The following is a 17,044-nucleotide window of genomic DNA, read 5'->3' on the forward strand; positions in this document are numbered from 1 at the left end:
TGCCCATCTTTTGATGTGTTTTCTGCTCATGCTGTTTCATGAAGAATAGGAACCACTATGGAAATCTGTTTGTTTACAATGAGAAAAATTAAAATAAATCGCGGTGACGCAATCGGTGGGGCTCTGCCACTATCCGTCATGAAGGCTTCCAGCATGTCAGAGATGAAACCTAGTTTTAATCGCCGGACAAGAAGGCGCCGTGGCATGCATAAAAACAGTTTTCGCTATTATCTGATCATGTTTTTGATCTTTGGTTTAGTGGCCGGATTAATAGCAGCTTTATTAACAGAAGGGCCAAAACTCTAAGCTCTTAAAGTTATTGCGTAACCGAGAAGAAAAAAACTTAAAAAAAATGAAAAATAAGCCAAAATCGGGCTTGCTCTTAGGGGCGCACATGTATAGTGTCCACCTCGTCGCGCTAGGGCACACAGGATTAGTTCTACCCCCTGTAATTTATAAGCCCAGTCTCTGCGGGCGTGGCGGAATTGGTAGACGCAGCAGACTTAAAATCTGCCGATCTTTTTGATCGTGCCGGTTCAAGTCCGGCCGCCCGCACCATATCTTTATAAAAAATTTTATATTTTCAAATGATTAGATTCTGATCTGTCCCGCGAAAATTTGACGTGTGGGACACATTACCACTTAATTTCACTTAAAGTCTTTGTGCCTTCTGATCAATTTGCGTTGCTTGCTATTTTGTTAAAAAAGTTGCGGCTGATTGACTATCAAGCTGCAACTTTTCTGAATAAGCATGTGGGCAATACTATCAGCTACAAGTACCTTTTACAGCCAGTTTTAATTTACTGATATCTTGCTTACCTTTTTCTTCGTCAATAAGCTCAAGATCTGCGCCATGTACAAATAATCCTGGTTTAATATATTGGCGAATGAAATATAGCATTTGGTCTTTCGCATTTATGATGAGATCATTTGGTGAAAATTCAGATTCCGTAGAAATTTCATATTCTTTATCAGCGTCGACTTCTTCATAGAAAAAGATATCAGGTGCAGTTTCACCAATACATTTTCCATCAATCCAAACATCCTTTTTTAAGCCTCCTCCAAAAAAGCCTTTGCGATAGATGTAAAGTCCAGCTTTGCCTTCAGGCGGTGTTTTAAGCTGTTTTACTTGTTGTGATTTTTCTCCACTTTCCAGTGGAACTGACGCACAGCCTGTAACAAAAAAAGCAAAGATTATGGCAAAAAAGCCGATTTTTTTGAACATTGTTTCCCCTCAATTTTTTACACTTATAATTGAGCGGGGCTATCAGGTAATATTTTTAAGGTAAAGCAACTTATTTAGCCTTAATCAATTGAGATGAATTTTTACAACTTGATATAATAGTGACTAAAAGATTTTTGAAAAAATGATCTAAAAAAAGAAACCCCGCCCAAAGGAGGGCGGGGAAGTGTGATCAGGATCGAAGTCTCAAAATATTCAAAAAATACCTACGGAGACCCTGAAAGACCAAGAGGAGCAAGTCGATAGCGACTTTGTCTGATCTTTCTGATTTTTGTTATACACGAGTTCATATATGATGCAACTAATAATTATTATTAATTGTAAAATATTTTATTTTTATCAGGATGGTCAGTGAGCTTTGAAAGAAATGCCATACTTTCAAGAGCTCATGTCATTCGTTTAGATGAATTTAGGTCTTAGATTACTGAACTAAAACCCATTCGGAATACTTAATACAAGGTAGTAAGGCAACATTACGCGGGCGTGTTTCTGAACCGCCAGCAGCTGAAGTGTCCAAATCATCATCATATCTATAGTTAGAGCCAAAAGGCCAGCTTGTGCCACTGCCGTTTATGCTACCATATTTATGAGTGTGGGATTTAAATTCGTCTGCTTGGAAGGATCCAAATGTTCTATTGTTGTCAATTGCACGGCCATTATCCCAACCACGAATAAATTCGCCACGTAAGTCGGGTAGATTGAATGTTGTTGACCCATCGCCATTACCGAAAGTTTCACCAATTACATCAAAGAGGGCTGAATAGGTTGTGCGGGAAACAGCGTCACCGTTACATTCTAGAAAACCGGATGGTGCGGTGTCTGCCGCGTGCCAGATAACTGTGCCAATAGGATTGCCAAGGGGGGGTGAGATCGATGTGTTTGTCAAAATGCTCTCTTTCTAATTAAAATATATATGATTAATAAGAACATATATTGAACAAGAATATTGAAATTTCAATAAGCACATATTCCTTTGTAGTGATTGAATTCCTTTTAAGAACGAACTTATGGGAATGTATGAGGTGGGAAAATATTTTGCTGTATAGGAGGGAATATCTGAGGCTTCATTTCCTATTTCAGGAATATGAACTTGTTGCATCATTTTACGATCTTAATTTAATCATGATATTAGGTTTTACTTCGATAATGCAAATATGGGGAATGCTATGATTAAGGGAAGATGTGAATGCGGCAAGGTAAGTTTTCAAACAGAAAAGGTTAGAGAAACAGTAACGGTTTGCCATTGCAGTCAATGCCGCCGTATGAGTGGCCATCTTTGGGCTTCAACCCATGCGGCTTCGTATGATGATTTGAATTTCCATACAGATGAAGGCCTTGAATGGTATGTGTCGTCAGATTTTGCAAAGCGCGGTTTTTGTAAATTCTGCGGGTCCAGCTTGTTTTATCGTATGAATGATGAGGAAGGTGTTGGTATCGCTGCCGGTTGTTTGGACAATCCCACGAATATACAAATCAACAAACATATCTTTGTCAAAGATAAAGGCGATTACTACGAAATCTCCGATGATTTGGAGCAGCTTGAGACGCATTAAATCGTATCAAAACTAAAGTTTTTAAATTGTGCATGATTTATGTACCACCATGGTGGTACTCATAGCTGGTTACTTATTTTTGTATATTTAGCTAAGTTGGGGGAGGGTGCTATTGAATCGCCTAGTTTTTGTTTAGGAGAATGTGATGCGCAAATTAACTTTATTACTCACCCAAATGGTATTTGCTTTTTCTTTCGGGGTTGGGATGGCGATGGCGAATGATACAATAACAAAACGTGTGCCCGCGGAATGGGAAGAACAGGAAGCAACCTGGTTACAATGGCCGGGCACTTATGAAAAATCATATGAGGAAGCTTATGCTCAGATCAGTAAGGTGATTGTTGAGTATCAAAAGCTTCATATCTTGGTGCCTGATGAAGATATTGAATATGATGCACGTCGTGCTTTGACTGACGCGGGGGCGAATCCGGACCATCAGAATATTACATGGCATTTTGTACCAACGGATAGTGCCTGGATGCGGGATAATGGACCAACTTATGTGATTGAAAATGGTGAAATGCGCCTTCAAAACTGGGAGTTTGACGCATGGGGAGGGGCATGGGGACCCGAAGTGACCTATGACAATGATAATGAGGTGCCTTACTATTTGGGAGAATATCTAAATCTACCCGTGGATCATGTGGATATCGTGCATGAACGCGGCAATCTGGAATTTAATGGCGTGGATACAGTTTTGTTGAATTGGAGCACACTTGGTGACCCAAGACGTAATCCGGGCTATACTAAAGAAGAAGCTATTGCAGATTTAAAACATCAATTTGGGGTGTCCAAGGTTATTATGACTGAAGGCGTCGTCGAAGGTGACCTTACCAATGGTCATATTGATGGGATTGCGCGTTTTATTAACGAAACCACGGTGGTGATCCCTGAATGTACGGAATATTCTATCTGCCGACCCAATGATGCCACCTCTAAGATCTATGATAAAACCGCAAAACTTGTGGAAGAAGAGGGCTTTACGGTTATTCGTGATCCCATCGAAGGCACGGGCAGCTATAAAGGCGAAGAGTTTGACGCGGTTTATATGAACTGGTTGCTTGGGAATGGTTTTGTTATTGCAGTTGGTTTTGGCAATCCGGAAGTAGATGCCTTGGCGAAAGAGCGTCTGGAAAGCTATTTCCCAGGCCGTGATGTCTATATTATCGAAATGTTAAAATCATGGTATGCAGGTGGCGGAGTCCATTGCCATACAAATGATCAGCCTGCCATGTCGGTGATTAAAGGATAAAGATATTTAAGGAACGGTTTAGTGGCTAAACCGTTCCTTAAAACTATTGAGCCAATTCATACAAATGGTGACGGCTTGCTCACCGTTATAGAAATCACTATCAAGACAGAGTTCTAGCCAAAGACCATCGGTCAGTCCCATCAATTCGATTGTGGCGAATTTGATATCCTGATCATTCACATTCAAATTCTTAAAAGTCGCATAATTGGTTAGGAGCTGGGCAAAGATTTTGCGTACTTCATGATTGGCTTCATGATGTTGTTTCTGCATCCGTTCATCTGTTTGCTGGATGCTCCAAAAAGCAACCCAAGCGCCTAGCATTTCTTTGGATACCCATTCACTATTAAGCAGGATTTCAAAGGAATCTTTTAGAACCTGTTCGGCATCCAATTCATCATTGCCAATAAGATCGTGAAAGCTGTCATACAATTTTTTGGTTAGATATTCATAGGCCGAGGCAACTAAGTCTTCTTTACCATCAAAATAATGGCGTAAAAGCCCTGGTGATACACCAGCTTGTGCACAGATTGCCCGCACAGACGTTGCCCGCTGCCCCAAGGTTGATAGGCAATGTAATGTGGCTTCCATCAATGAAAGGCGGCGCGCATCCGCATCCAAGCGAGAAAACTTTGGTTCTCGTTTTTCTGTATCTGTCATGATCTTCCCTTAAATCCATCCCCCAATGTTTTAAATACCTTAGCTGATTTGCATTGGCTTTCAAATTTATTTGCAAAAATATTAATTATACATTTGTAAAATAACTTGACGCTTAAATATGACTTCGGCTACAAGATCCAACAGATGTTATGGAGGAGTTATCGAAATGGCGATCAGTAATTTTGCATCTGTGAATAGAGACGAGACAGCTTTAAACCTTGCATGGGCAAATGGAAAAGAAGCGCGTTTTCCTTTCTTTTGGCTACGTGACCATTGCCCGGAACCGGAAAGTTTAAATGTAGATACGTGGCAGCGCGAAGTAGACACGTTTTCTATTCCCCTAGATATTGATGCATCTTCCTATGAATTGGATGAAGCGGGTGAAACACTTTCTGTAACATGGTCGAATGATGGGTTTAAAAGCCGTTTTCCAACAGATTTATTGTATATCGCTGCATTCGGAGAGCAACATCAGGCCGATCCGATCCTTTGGGATAAGGCGTCATTACAATCAAATATTCAAACGCATCAATTTAAAGATGTGATGAATACGGAAGAAGGCTTGGACTCCTATTTGAAAACACTGGAAGAACGCGGTTTTGCTATCGTTGAAGGCATGGAAAATAATATGGAATGCACCCGCCAAATGGCGGAACGTATTGCATATATCCGTGAAAGTATCTTTGGAGGCCTTTGGGATTTCAAAGCGGATCAGGCGCATAGTGATACTGCCTATTCCACTGTTGGAATTGGCCCACATACAGATAGTACTTACAGCCATGATGCGCCGGGCCTACAGATGCTTCATTGTATTGAATATAAAGCCGAAGGCGGGTTAAGTGTCTTTGCGGATGGTTTTAAAGTGGCAGAAGTGATCAAAAATGAAGATCAGGAATTATTTGATGCGTTAACCACGATGAATGTGACAGGCCGATATCTGGAGCCAGGGGTTAATTTGCAATCTAGCCGCCCGGTTGTCCGTTTGGATGAGCGTGGTAACTATAAACAGGTTAGCTATAACAATTTTGATCGTGCACCGGTATTGATGGAAGAAAAGAAAATGAAGCTTTTCTATCGTGCGATCCGTCGTTTCAATGAATTCGTTAATGATCCAGAAATGCAGGTAACTTTCCAACTGGTAGAAGGTAAAGCTGTGATTTTTGACAATTGGCGTGTCTTACATGCGCGCACCTCTTTTGCCGGTATTCGCCATATGGCTGGTGCTTATTTTAATCATGAGGATTTTGAAAGTAAGATTAGGGTCTTACGTCAAAAATAACTTCAAAATTTTGTATTCTCCCTTAGGCCGGTATCGTAAGATATCGGCTTTTTCTTTACTTAGAAAAATAGTCTTTCTAGGCTTTTCTAATATAAAAAAGAGGAGCTTGGGAAATGACAGATGTACCTCATGAAGATGAATATGGTGAGGCATTGTTAGAGATGCTTCAGATTATCTGGGGTGAAGGCTTTTTATCACCGGGCGGGGCAGATGCAATTAATCGGATACTTGAAGGATGTGATTTGCGTGGCTTGAAAGTATTGGATATCGGGTCAGGTTTGGGTGGTGTTGATTGTTTGCTGGCCGACAAATATGGGGCTAAAGTAACGGGTATTGATATTGAAGAAGATATTGTGTCCCGATCAAAAGCATATATTGAACAAAGAGGCCTAGCTGATCAGATAGAGGTTAGGCTTGTAACTCCTGGCGCTCTACCTTTTGAAGATAATCATTTTGATGTGGTTTTTGGGAAAGATGCCTGGCTTTACGTGGAAGACAAAGAAGGGTTCTTTAAGGAAATCTTTCGGGTGTTGAAGCCCGGTGGGCGGGTGATTTGTGGTGACTGGTTAGGGGGCTATGAAGTTCGAGGGAAAGATTTTGATTATTTCCTAGAGTTGGAAGGTATTTCCTATCATTTGGTTACGATTGAGGAAAATGCCGATATTCTTAGAAATGCAGGTTTTTCAGATATTTGGACGAAATCTATTTGGGAAGAATATCGTGAGGAAGCCAAAACCGAATATCACTTGATGCAAACTGAGTTATATCAAGTGATGACCGAAAAATTAGGCCCTAAGGAAAGGGACCATTTTATCGAAAATTGGCGAATGCTTTGTGTGGTTCTGGATCAAGGCCACCTGCGACCAGCCTTAGCACGTGCGCAAAAACCGGTGTAAGTGTGAGCTTCATCACTGTTAAGCTCTTTGTAACCTGTTAAAAAGTATGGATTAAGCTCTTTGTAAAATCAGAAGATTTGTGCTAGAGTGAGATATTGAGAGAAATAGTCGTTTCGCGGTGAGAGGCAAACGACGTTGTTATTGGAGAGAGCGGGTTATGACAGAAGTCACACAAACCGCAGCGGTGAAGAATTCGCTGCAGTCCGTCCAACGGACAACCGCCCTAGCCGGTAGAGCCCAAGAGAACTTGACTACTGGCAGGAGAGTAAATGACGTTAACGACAATCCTTTGGCCTTTTTTATTGCCAAGGCGTTAACAGACACAGCAAACACACTAACTGGATATAAATCGGGCGTTGATCAGGCAGTCAGCTCTGTTTCTGTTGCTAATGTTGGCATTGAAACGATTGAGAATTTTGCCGATCAAATGAAAGGTCTTGTTGAAGCTGCGCGTTCAGCCAGCCCATCTGAACAACGGGCCTTAAGTGCCCAATTTGCGGAACTTGGAAATCAAATTTCACAAATTGCACAAGACGCCTCATATCTAGGGCAAAATTTATTATCTGGTAATAATACTGCAGAAGTTCGCTTTGATTCACGTGAAGACAGTCAGTTGACAGTTGATGGCTTCAACTTGAATGGTGCGGGTATTGATACAGATAATGGATTGTTTTCAGTAGCCGCCTATCAAGCTGATGGTAGTTTTGATGCCGATGCATTTGGTTTAACTGGTGGTACCTTTACATCAATTGCAGGAAATCCTTCTGCGTTTAGTGATATCATTAATACAATTGATTCTGGTATTGATCGTTTGCGTGGGCAGGCGGCGCAATTGGGATCAAATGTAGCGATCTTGCAAGAGCGTATTAATTATACGGAAAACCAAGTAAATGTACTGGAAACAGGTGCAGATAAGTTAACCTTAGCTGATTTAAACGAAGAAGCGGCAACTTTGGTTGCAGCAAATACCCGTAGTCAGTTGGGGATCAACTCTATCGCTTTGGCGGGACAACAATCTCGTAATATTCTGGAACTGCTTGGACAAGGTTGATTAGACAGTTATCAATGAAGTAAGTGAGGGCAGAAAAACACTTTTCTGCCCTTATTCTTTTATGGATTGTTATTGATCTAGGTTTAATCTTTGACCGATTTGATAATCATGATCTCGAACTTCTTGAGGAACCATACTGCCACCTGTAGCCCACATGATATGTGTGGCATTTTTCATATGTGGTTCCAATCCATGTGTTGATATGTATTTTGCCCCATTTTTTAAGATGTGAGTAATGCCGGGCAGTCCAGCTAATGCAGAAGGTTCTAGTTCAATATCTTCTTTGTCTTTCATGAGGGTAAGATAACGATACAAGTTGTTATCTGTAACAGTGTAAACGCCACTTAATAACAAATCCATTAGCTGCCCAACGAAGGCCGAAGGACGACCAACAGCAAGGCCATCAGCACAAGTCTTATTCGCAATTCCAAAATCTTGAACACTGATACTGTCATGCAAGCCAGTATACATTCCTAAAAACATGCAGGCCGATTGTGTTGGTTCTGCAAAAAAGCAATGTACGTTATCGCCAAAACATTCTTTAAGACCAAAAGCGACACCTCCCGGGCCACCACCGACACCACAAGGTAGATAAACAAATAAAGGATGTTCCTCATCAACAATGATGTTTTTTTCTTTCAGTTGTATCTTTAAGCGTTGTCCCGCAACGCTATACCCTAAGAAGAGATCTTTGGAATTTTCATCATCTATGAAATAGCTATATTCATCTGCAGCGGCAGAATTGCGACCTTCTTCGACGGCTTTACCATAGTCACCTTCATGCTCAATAACGGATACGCCTTTTGATCGTAATAGCTCTTTCTTCCATTGTTTTGCGTCCGCTGACATATGAACAACCACCTTGAAACCCAGTTGTGCGCCCATAATACCGATACTTAAGCCTAGATTCCCTGTGGATCCAACAAGGATTGTGTAGCGAGCAAATATCCTTTTAAATTCTTCGTTATCAAGCTTTGTATAATTATCATCTAAATCCAAAATACCTTCACGCATAGCGATGGTCTCAGCAAATTTTAGAACCTCATAGATGCCTCCACGGGCTTTTATAGAGCCAGATATCGGGAGTTCACTATCGGCCTTCATAAAGAGGCGCCCGGGCAATTCCTGTCCAACCAAATTTGATAGAGCATCTTTTATGTGCTTGATTTCGATGATCGGTGATTCAATCTGCCCGTTTGATTTTTCCGTTTGAGGGAAAACTTTAGAGATATATGGATGAAAGCGATCCAGTCGATCTGCAGCATCCTGTATGTCTTGAGGGTTTAGTGGAATCGACTTTGATGCATCATTCTGTGATAAGAGTTTGGGATTAAACCAGATAAACTCTTTTTCTTCCTCTAAATCTTTAATAAGAGGGAAGTCTTTATGCCAATCTTCTCGGCTTTTATTTAAAATTAAATCCTGCATTCTTAATTCACATGAAATTTATCGTTTAATAATATTTATTGTTTAATATAAATATATAAGGAAAAAATTTGTGACAAACGAAAGGTTCTTATATTCGAATGAATAGAATTAATTCGAAATTTTCAACATTGAATGCATCCACTCTTTCTGGATTGCATTGTTTTACCACCGCTGCACGATTGCTAAGTTTTACTAAAACTGCAGAGGAGTTGAATTTAACTCAAAGTGCGATTAGTCATCGAATTAAAAAGTTGGAGGAACAAGTTGGGTTCAAGTTGTTTTTGAGATTTAATCGACGCTTACAATTGACGGATGACGGTCAACAATTGTTGAAGATCGTTGATGGAACTTTCGTTTCTTTAGAAAATGCATTGCGGGATATGCAAAATCAAGAAGCTAGTGGGCAATTGACATTATCTTGTCCTCCAAGTTTTGCCTTGAATTGGCTGACACCGAAACTAGGTGATTTTCAACAAAAATTTCCGAATCTAAGGCTTCATCTTGAAACAAATATTCGCTTGCTAGATTTTTACAGGGAGAGTGTTGATATCGCGATATATTATGGAAGAGGGGAGTATCCGAATCTTCATAGTTCTATCTTGATGGGGGAGACATTGTTGCCTGTTTGCAGTCCTGAATATGCAGCAGAAAGAGGTTTACAGGATACCCCTGGTAACTTGAAAGGTTGTTTCTTCTTGCATGACGCAGATGCCTGGCCTGAAGCTGGGCCTTATTCAGAATGGCAGGCTTGGTGTGACACATTCAATCAAACAGGATTGGATTTATCACATGGATATACTTTTAAACGCTCAGATTTAGCAATTTCCACTGCAATTCACGGACGAGGGGTGGCAATTGGTCGCTTAAACCTATTGCAAGATAAATTAAGGAGTGGGGAGTTGGTAGCACCGTTTGATATGCAAATGCCTGCCAGAGAACAATATCATATAGTTTGTCATGCGGATCGATTTGATCAGCCATTGATTCGCATTATGACGAATTGGCTGCAAGGGTATGCTGTTAAATGAAAAAGCCCGCTACATATATAAAAGTATGCAGCGGGCCTGAAAGTTGATCCTTAAATTAAGAATCTATTTTATATCGGTTAAAATTAACCGTTTATGATTTATCTGCGAAATAAGCACGTGTCATTTTGAAGACAACCGGGCTTAATACCAAGATCGCAATCAAGTTTGGCAATGCCATCATCGCATTCAATGTGTCAGATACCAACCATACGAAATCTAGGCTTAGAACCGCACCAACAGGTACAGCCAAGATCCATAAGATACGGTAAGGTACAATGAATTTCACACCGAGAAGATATTCTACGCAACGTTCGCCGTAGAAAGACCAGCCCAAAATGGTTGTGAATGCGAAAAGCGCCAAAGCAATTGCAACGATATAGTTACCAACGCCAGGTAGCGCATCAGCGAAAGCAGCAGAGGTTAGAGCTGCACCAGATTCACCAGAAGTCCAAAGACCGGAAGTTACGATTACCAAACCAGTCACGGAACATACGATGATTGTATCAAGGAATGTACCTAACATAGCAATCAAGCCTTGGCGAACTGGATCTTTTGTTTGTGCAGAAGCATGCGCGATTGGCGCAGAACCTAGGCCCGCTTCGTTTGAGAATACACCACGTGCCACACCGAAACGAATAGCTGCCCAAACAGCTGCACCAGCGAAACCACCTTGTGCTGCATGACCTGTAAATGCGCTTTCGATCACAAGTGCGAATGCTGCACCCAATTGATCAGCGTTAATTGCCAATACAACCAAGCCCGCGATGATGTATGCAACAGCCATCAAAGGAACCAAAGCACCAGCAACAGAACCGATACGTTTAATACCACCGATCAACACCAAACCAACAAGAACCATCAAGATGATACCTGTTACCAATGGAGATACGCTGAAGTTTGTTTCGATAACTGCTGCAATAGAGTTAGATTGTACACCGTTACCAATACCGAAACCTGCGATTGCGCCGAAGATTGCAAATGCAGCGCCTAACCAGCCCCAGCTTTTACCCATACCATTTTTGATGTAATACATTGGGCCACCAACATGGTTGCCTTCTTCGTCTACTTCACGGTAGTGAACAGCCAATACTGCTTCTGAATATTTTGTAGCCATACCAACTAGGGCTGTCATCCACATCCAGAATAATGCACCAGGGCCACCTAGGAATACAGCTGTTGCAACACCTGCAATGTTACCTGTACCAACGGTCGCTGCCATTGCAGTCATTAACGCTTGATATGGAGGTACTTCACCCTCTGATTCTTCACCTTCTTTGGCATGTACACCGCCAGCAAGAAGTTTAAAACCGGTACCTAGTTTCAGGATTGGCATCAATTTTAGGCCAAGGCTCATAAAGAAACCAACACCAAGAATGAGGATAAGCATAGGCCAACCCCAAACAATCCCGTTTATCTCACCTATTACGGAAGTCAAAAATTCCATCAAATGCTCCTTTGCATCATGTGAATTAGATATTAATTACCCGTGAGATATAACCAGCTTATAGGAGACGACTTCACGTTTATGGCTGGCGATATCCTGTAAAACAGAAATCACGAATAAAGCTTAATATCCCGGTTCCACATTTTTCGTCATAGGAGGTAATGATTCCCCTGATGATATACGACTTTAACTTCAAAGCCCTCAGAGCTTTATGAAAGACGAGCGGACCCCACACCGGAATTTTGTGAGGGTCTTTTAGGGTATTTTCAAAAAATATTCAATAGTCTTTTAAGGATATTCTTTGGGAAAATGCCTTTTTTGTGCGGGTTTGGATGCATGTTGCTGTTAAAAATGATGAAAAGAATATTGCCTATATGATTTGATTTTATGTTGATATTTGAGAATTTGGTCGCGTTTGAACAAGTGAAAAATTTAGGGAAACTGCGGAAGTTGCTGAACATAGTACGCGCAAACAATAGAAAGTGTCGTCAAGCTTTAAGTCTTGAAATTTTCAGCAGTATATTTATGGGAGCAGTTGGCGAAGCGTGTCGGTATTGCATGTGAATTTAGCACCACATGGGGTAGTTATCCGACAAGACGTGACGACAAAATATAAAAAACTCATCTAATATATTCTATAGTGTGGAGACGGTAATCTATGGCAGATTTTCACAAAAAAGCGAAAGTCGTTATTATTGGGCAGGGCGGCATCGTAGGTGCTTCTGTTGTTCACCATTTGATTGAACGCGGTTGGGACAACATTATCGGTATCGATAAATCTGCAATTCCAACAGATATTGGTTCTACAGGCCATGCGTCTGACTTCTGCTTCATGACAGCTCATGATCAGATGACAACTTATACAACCAAATATTCCATCGACTTCTTTGAAGCACGCGGTCGTTACGAGCGTATTGGTGGTATCGAAGTTGCACGTGTCGGTGATGATGAACGTATGGGCGAATTGGAGCGTCGCGTATCTTCTGGTCGTGCGCATGGCAGTAACGTTCGTATGATCACACCTGCCGAAGCGAAAGAAATGATGCCTTTGATCGAAGAAGATCAAATCCAAGGCGCGCTTTATGATCCTGATGCTGGTCTTGTTGTACCACGTTCCCAAACTGTTTCCGGCGAAATGATTTTTGAAGCTGAAGCAACAGGTAAATTAGAAACAATTCCAAACTGTTCTTGCACAGGTTTAGATATCGAAGATGGCCGTATCAAAGGTGTTCACACCGAAAAAGGTTACATCGAAGCTGAGTATGTTGTGGTTTGTGCGGGCCTATGGGGTCGTTTGATCTCTGAAATGGCTGGTGAAGACATTCCTGTGATGCCAGTTGACCATCCATTGACATTCTTCGGACCATATAATGAATTCGAAGGCACAGGCAAAGAAATCGGTTACCCACTTCTTCGTGACCAAGGTAACTCTGCTTACTTACGTGACACAGGTGCTGCGGGTACAACAGAAGGCGGACAAATCGAATGGGGTTACTATGAGGAAAAAGAACCTCGTTTGGTACACCCACGCGATATTCTTGAAAAAGAACAAGCTCGTTTGTCCCCATCTCAACGCGACTTGGAAATGGAGCAAGTTATTGAGCCATTGGAACGTGCAATGGAATTGACACCAATTCTTGCTGAATTGGGTTACAATGAAAAGCACTCCTTTAACGGTTTGTTGCAGGTAACTGCTGACGGTGGTCCATCTATTGGTGAATCTCCGAAAGTTCGTGGCTTGTGGTATGGTGTATCTGTTTGGGTTAAAGACGGCCCAGGTACAGGTAAAATCATTGCTGACTGGATGACTGACGGCCGCACAGAGATTGACCACGCGCCAATCGATTACGCACGTTATTATGATATCCAAAAATCTGAACAATATATCTATGATCGTTGCTTCGAAAGCGCGTTTAAGATTTATAACCCACCTGTTCACACACGTGAGCCATATTCCAAAGGTCGTAACTTGCGTACTGCTCCTTACTACCTACGTGAAAAAGAGCTTGGCGCTCATTTCATGGAGATCGCAGGTTGGGAACGTGCACATGGTTATTCTTGCAATGACCATTTGTTAGAGAAATACGCTGATCGTATTCCAGAGCGTTTGCATGAATGGGACAACCGTCACTTCTGGCGTGTATCCAATGCTGAGCATCTAGAGCTTTCTGAAAATGTCGGTATGGTGAACCTTTCTCACTTTGCGATTTATGACATTACAGGCAGTAACGCAGCTGACTTGATGGAATATGTATCTTCTTCCAAAGTTGCTGGGGATACAGCGGTTGGTAAAGGTGTTTACACCAACTTCCTTGATGATACAGGGGGCGTAATTGCCGACTTAACTGTTCTTCGTTTGGGTGAAAATCGTTTCCAAATGATTGACGGTGGTGATGCTGGTAACCGTGATGCGACTTACTTGCGTCGTATGGCTCAAGACAAAAACTGGGATGTTTTTGTTGAAGACCGCACAGACCATTATGGCTGTATCGGTGTTTGGGGTCCTAACGCACGTGAAACATTGAAGAAATTGGCTGACAACCCTGCTGGTCTTGATATCGAAAACTTCGGTTTCGGTGCATGTAAAGATTTCACTTTACGTGGTATTCCGGTTAAAGGTTTCCGTATCTCCTACGTTGGTGAGCAAGGTTGGGAGCTTCACTTCTCTATGTCTTATGGTTTGGCATTGTGGGATATGTTCCGCGAAGTTGGTATTACACCAATCGGCGTTGAAACATATGCAAACAGCCGTCGTCTAGAGAAAAGCTTACGTTTGCAAAATGCGGACTTGTTGTCTCATTACAACTTGTTGGAAGCTGGTTTGGCACGTCCAAAAGTTAAAGCTGCTGACTTCCGTGGTAAGGATGCAAATATTTCCCAACGTGAACTTGAACATCAAATTGCAATGTTATGTACAATGACTGTAACAGACAATGTTGACCAAGACGGTGTTGCGCGTTTCATGATGGGTAACTGCCCAATCATCGACCCACGCACAAACGAAGTGTTGATTGACTCTAAAGGTCGTCGTTCTTTCACAACAAGTTTGGCTTATGGTCCATCTGTTGGTAAAAACATTGCTTTGGGTTATTTGCCGCAAGATTACTGTGAAGAAGGCCGCGAACTAGAAATCGAATACTTCAACCAGAAGTTCCCGATTAAAGTTGAGGCTGTTGGTATGAAGTCTCTATACGACCCAACCAACGCACGTATGAAATCTTAATCTAAGATTTTATCGAAAGATCAAAAACCCCGGAAGTTTGACTTCCGGGGTTTTCTTTTATGTCTCTTATTTCAAGCTAAAGGATTAAAGGCGAGTTTTCACATAACGGCCCGGTGCGTCTTCAATCGCTTTTAATTTACCTGCGCCGGGAATGCGTGCGTCCACCTTCTTCCCAGCTTTACGCGAAATCCATTTCTGCCATTCCGGCCACCATGAACCTGCAGCTTGCTTGGATTTGGAAAACCAATTTTCTGGTTCCTCAATTTTATTACGTGGATCATAGGACCAATAGCCGTATTTCTCTTTTTCACCTGGCGGGTTGATAACACCTGCAATATGACCAGATCCAGCCAAGACAAATTTTACAGGACCGGAAAAGGCATTCACAATTGAATAGGTTGCCTGCCATGGGGCGATATGATCATCTTTTGTGGATAGAATAAAACAAGGTGTTTTGACCTTTCCAAGATCAATATTTTCGCCTGCCAAGGTGAGGCAGTTTGGTTTTACTAAGTTATTTTCCAAATACATATTGCGTAAATAATAACTATGCATTTTTTCCGGCATGCGCGTGCTATCAGAATTCCAATAAAGAAGATCAAACGGGAAGGGTTGTTTACCCATCAGATAGTTATTGATGACAAAAGACCAGATGAGATCGTTTGGGCGTAACATATTGAATGTCATTGCCATTTCACTACCATCTAGATAGCCATTTTCTTCCATGGAAGCTTCGATATTGGAAATTTGTTCTTCATCGATAAAGACCTTTAACTCTCCCGCATTTTCAAAATCGGTAAGGGTTGTAAAAAAGGTCGCACTTGCAATGCGGTTGTCTGCTTTTGCAGCCATATATGCAAGGGTTGCTGATAGAAGGGTGCCACCAATACAATACCCAATTGAATTAATGGATTTTTCGCCCGTAGCTTTCTCAATCGCGTCTAATGCAGCAAGTGGACCTTGAAGCATATAATCTTCAAATCCTTTATCACGTAAACTGCTATCTGGATTTACCCATGATATAATAAAGACAGTATGGCCTTGCTCCACGGCATATTTGATAAATGATTTCTTGGGGCCAAGATCAAGAATATAAAACTTGTTGATCCAGGGAGGCACAATCAACAATGGTTTCGTGAAGACGCTATCAGTCTTTGGGCTATACTGAATCAATTGCATTAAGTCATTTTCAAAAACAACTTTACCCTCAGTCGTCGCTAGATTTTCACCAACCGAGAAGGCATCTGGATCGGTCATGGAAATTTTAAGTTTTCCTGTTTCCTTATCCAAATCAGAGACAAGGTTGTCAAATCCACGAATAAGATTTTCGCCGTTGGTTTCCAATGTTTCTTTAAGGACAGTAGGATTTGTTGCCCAAAAGTTTGTCGGTGAAATTGCATCTGTTACTTGATGGGTAAAAAACTCTATTTTTTGAGCATCATGATCATCTACTCCTTCAACTGTTTCTGCAGTTTTATGCATCCAATCAGCAGTAAGAAGGTAGGATTGTTTTAGCAGGTTAAAAATTGCGTTCTCGTTCCAACTTGGATCGGAAAACCTGCGATCACCTGCTTCCGGTTCAATGATTGAGATCGGATTGCCAAGATTACCGTCTTCACTCACCATCAATTGTTCGGCAGTCTGTTGCCAAAGATTTAGCATGTTTTGCCAATATTCAGTTTGTGTTTTTATGAGAGTTTCTGGATTTTGCATCATATTTTGTGTCCAACTCAAAAAGGCTGTCCCCAAATTGAAAGGGTCAGCTGTCTCTTGATATTGAGGAGATGCTTTATCCATATTAGTTTGACCGGTTTCGATCATCTCTTTCATGGTCGTATGGCTATGTTCCAACAATTTTGACCAGTTAGCGGCCCAAATTTGTGGATCAAACTTTTCTTCCATATCTGGAAACAAGGTGGCTAGATAATCACTTATGTAATTAGTGTCGGTTTCATCTTTATCTGCCATTATAAAATTCCCTAAAATATCC

The 17,044-nt window shown here is 41.4% G+C and carries 14 protein-coding genes and 1 tRNA gene; 9 read left to right on the plus strand and 6 right to left on the minus strand.

Going from position 1 to position 17,044, the window contains the following annotated elements; translation table 11 throughout:
* Window positions 1-57 precede the first annotated feature (57 nt).
* Together ACOQOA_RS17715 and ACOQOA_RS17720 are read left to right on the plus strand one after the other, a co-directional pair.
* The gene (locus tag ACOQOA_RS17715) at window positions 58-306 is read left to right on the plus strand and encodes a hypothetical protein (protein WP_420549925.1); all 249 of its coding nucleotides are present in this window, start codon (window positions 58-60) and stop codon (window positions 304-306) included.
* A gap of 164 nt (window positions 307-470) precedes the next feature.
* Window positions 471-558 (plus strand) — tRNA-Leu (locus ACOQOA_RS17720).
* A gap of 208 nt (window positions 559-766) precedes the next feature.
* Here ACOQOA_RS17720 and ACOQOA_RS17725 read toward each other — a convergent pair.
* Together ACOQOA_RS17725 and ACOQOA_RS17730 are read right to left on the minus strand one after the other, a co-directional pair.
* Complete coding sequence (locus ACOQOA_RS17725; RefSeq protein WP_420549926.1) at window positions 767-1,225, minus strand: DUF2846 domain-containing protein; 459 nt, start codon at window positions 1,223-1,225, stop codon at window positions 767-769.
* Between the two features lie 439 nt (window positions 1,226-1,664).
* Complete coding sequence (locus ACOQOA_RS17730) at window positions 1,665-2,129, minus strand: phage tail protein (RefSeq protein ID WP_420549927.1); 465 nt, start codon at window positions 2,127-2,129, stop codon at window positions 1,665-1,667.
* 280 nt (window positions 2,130-2,409) lie between these two features.
* Between ACOQOA_RS17730 and ACOQOA_RS17735 the strand changes: the two genes are divergently transcribed.
* The gene (locus ACOQOA_RS17735) at window positions 2,410-2,796 is read left to right on the plus strand and encodes a GFA family protein (protein WP_420549928.1); all 387 of its coding nucleotides are present in this window, start codon (window positions 2,410-2,412) and stop codon (window positions 2,794-2,796) included.
* A gap of 145 nt (window positions 2,797-2,941) precedes the next feature.
* A complete protein-coding gene (locus ACOQOA_RS17740) occupies window positions 2,942-4,048 on the plus strand; it encodes an agmatine deiminase family protein (RefSeq protein ID WP_420549929.1) in 1,107 nt (368 codons plus the stop codon).
* Window positions 4,049-4,066: 18 nt separating this feature from the next.
* Here ACOQOA_RS17740 and ACOQOA_RS17745 read toward each other — a convergent pair whose 3' ends face one another.
* Complete coding sequence (locus ACOQOA_RS17745; protein WP_155153304.1) at window positions 4,067-4,705, minus strand: TetR/AcrR family transcriptional regulator; 639 nt, start codon at window positions 4,703-4,705, stop codon at window positions 4,067-4,069.
* Between the two features lie 166 nt (window positions 4,706-4,871).
* Here ACOQOA_RS17745 and ACOQOA_RS17750 point away from each other — a divergent pair, with 166 nt between their 5' ends.
* The 3 genes from ACOQOA_RS17750 (at window position 4,872) to ACOQOA_RS17760 (ending at window position 7,931) form a co-directional block, all read left to right on the plus strand.
* Window positions 4,872-5,984 carry a trimethyllysine dioxygenase gene (locus ACOQOA_RS17750; RefSeq protein WP_420549930.1) on the plus strand — a complete coding sequence of 371 codons (1,113 nt, stop codon included), beginning with the start codon at window positions 4,872-4,874 and terminating at the stop codon, window positions 5,982-5,984.
* A gap of 113 nt (window positions 5,985-6,097) precedes the next feature.
* Window positions 6,098-6,880 carry a class I SAM-dependent methyltransferase gene (locus tag ACOQOA_RS17755; protein WP_420549931.1) on the plus strand — a complete coding sequence of 261 codons (783 nt, stop codon included), beginning with the start codon at window positions 6,098-6,100 and terminating at the stop codon, window positions 6,878-6,880.
* 157 nt (window positions 6,881-7,037) lie between these two features.
* Complete coding sequence (locus ACOQOA_RS17760; RefSeq protein ID WP_420549932.1) at window positions 7,038-7,931, plus strand: flagellin; 894 nt, start codon at window positions 7,038-7,040, stop codon at window positions 7,929-7,931.
* Window positions 7,932-8,000: 69 nt separating this feature from the next.
* Here the strand turns inward: ACOQOA_RS17760 and ACOQOA_RS17765 are convergent, their stop codons facing one another.
* A complete protein-coding gene (locus ACOQOA_RS17765) occupies window positions 8,001-9,359 on the minus strand; it encodes a D-serine ammonia-lyase (protein ID WP_420549933.1) in 1,359 nt (452 codons plus the stop codon).
* Window positions 9,360-9,457: 98 nt separating this feature from the next.
* Between ACOQOA_RS17765 and dsdC the strand changes: the two genes are divergently transcribed.
* Window positions 9,458-10,387, plus strand: coding sequence for a DNA-binding transcriptional regulator DsdC (dsdC, locus tag ACOQOA_RS17770; RefSeq protein ID WP_420549934.1), 930 nt, complete (start codon window positions 9,458-9,460; stop codon window positions 10,385-10,387).
* Between the two features lie 91 nt (window positions 10,388-10,478).
* Here the strand turns inward: dsdC and ACOQOA_RS17775 are convergent, their stop codons facing one another.
* Complete coding sequence (locus ACOQOA_RS17775) at window positions 10,479-11,831, minus strand: alanine/glycine:cation symporter family protein (RefSeq protein ID WP_420549935.1); 1,353 nt, start codon at window positions 11,829-11,831, stop codon at window positions 10,479-10,481.
* Window positions 11,832-12,489: 658 nt separating this feature from the next.
* On the opposite strand from ACOQOA_RS17775, the gene ACOQOA_RS17780 reads away from it, so the two are divergent.
* Window positions 12,490-15,054, plus strand: coding sequence for a GcvT family protein (locus ACOQOA_RS17780; RefSeq protein ID WP_420549936.1), 2,565 nt, complete (start codon window positions 12,490-12,492; stop codon window positions 15,052-15,054).
* A gap of 84 nt (window positions 15,055-15,138) precedes the next feature.
* On the opposite strand, the gene ACOQOA_RS17785 is transcribed toward ACOQOA_RS17780, so the two are convergent.
* Window positions 15,139-17,022 (minus strand): PHA/PHB synthase family protein, encoded by a 1,884-nt coding sequence (locus ACOQOA_RS17785; RefSeq protein WP_420549937.1) that lies wholly within the window; start codon window positions 17,020-17,022, stop codon window positions 15,139-15,141.
* Between the last annotated feature and the right edge of the window lie 22 nt (window positions 17,023-17,044).

The organism is Curvivirga sp. (assembly GCF_965219885.1).
Classification (GTDB): Bacteria; Pseudomonadota; Alphaproteobacteria; order UBA8366; family Aestuariispiraceae; genus Curvivirga.

Excerpts from the sequence above, each read along its gene's own strand:
- ACOQOA_RS17750 (WP_420549930.1), top strand. The coding sequence starts at position 4,872 with ATGGCGATCAGTAATTTTGCATCTGTGAATAGAGACGAGACAGCTTTA.
- ACOQOA_RS17785 (WP_420549937.1), bottom strand. The coding sequence starts at position 17,022 with ATGGCAGATAAAGATGAAACCGACACTAATTACATAAGTGATTATCTA.
- ACOQOA_RS17765 (WP_420549933.1), bottom strand. The coding sequence starts at position 9,359 with ATGCAGGATTTAATTTTAAATAAAAGCCGAGAAGATTGGCATAAAGAC.
- ACOQOA_RS17760 (WP_420549932.1), top strand. The coding sequence starts at position 7,038 with ATGACAGAAGTCACACAAACCGCAGCGGTGAAGAATTCGCTGCAGTCC.
- ACOQOA_RS17735 (WP_420549928.1), top strand. The coding sequence starts at position 2,410 with ATGATTAAGGGAAGATGTGAATGCGGCAAGGTAAGTTTTCAAACAGAA.
- ACOQOA_RS17755 (WP_420549931.1), top strand. The coding sequence starts at position 6,098 with ATGACAGATGTACCTCATGAAGATGAATATGGTGAGGCATTGTTAGAG.
- ACOQOA_RS17725 (WP_420549926.1), bottom strand. The coding sequence starts at position 1,225 with ATGTTCAAAAAAATCGGCTTTTTTGCCATAATCTTTGCTTTTTTTGTT.
- ACOQOA_RS17745 (WP_155153304.1), bottom strand. The coding sequence starts at position 4,705 with ATGACAGATACAGAAAAACGAGAACCAAAGTTTTCTCGCTTGGATGCG.
- ACOQOA_RS17775 (WP_420549935.1), bottom strand. The coding sequence starts at position 11,831 with ATGGAATTTTTGACTTCCGTAATAGGTGAGATAAACGGGATTGTTTGG.
- ACOQOA_RS17715 (WP_420549925.1), top strand. The coding sequence starts at position 58 with ATGGAAATCTGTTTGTTTACAATGAGAAAAATTAAAATAAATCGCGGT.
- ACOQOA_RS17780 (WP_420549936.1), top strand. The coding sequence starts at position 12,490 with ATGGCAGATTTTCACAAAAAAGCGAAAGTCGTTATTATTGGGCAGGGC.
- dsdC (WP_420549934.1), top strand. The coding sequence starts at position 9,458 with ATGAATAGAATTAATTCGAAATTTTCAACATTGAATGCATCCACTCTT.
- ACOQOA_RS17740 (WP_420549929.1), top strand. The coding sequence starts at position 2,942 with ATGCGCAAATTAACTTTATTACTCACCCAAATGGTATTTGCTTTTTCT.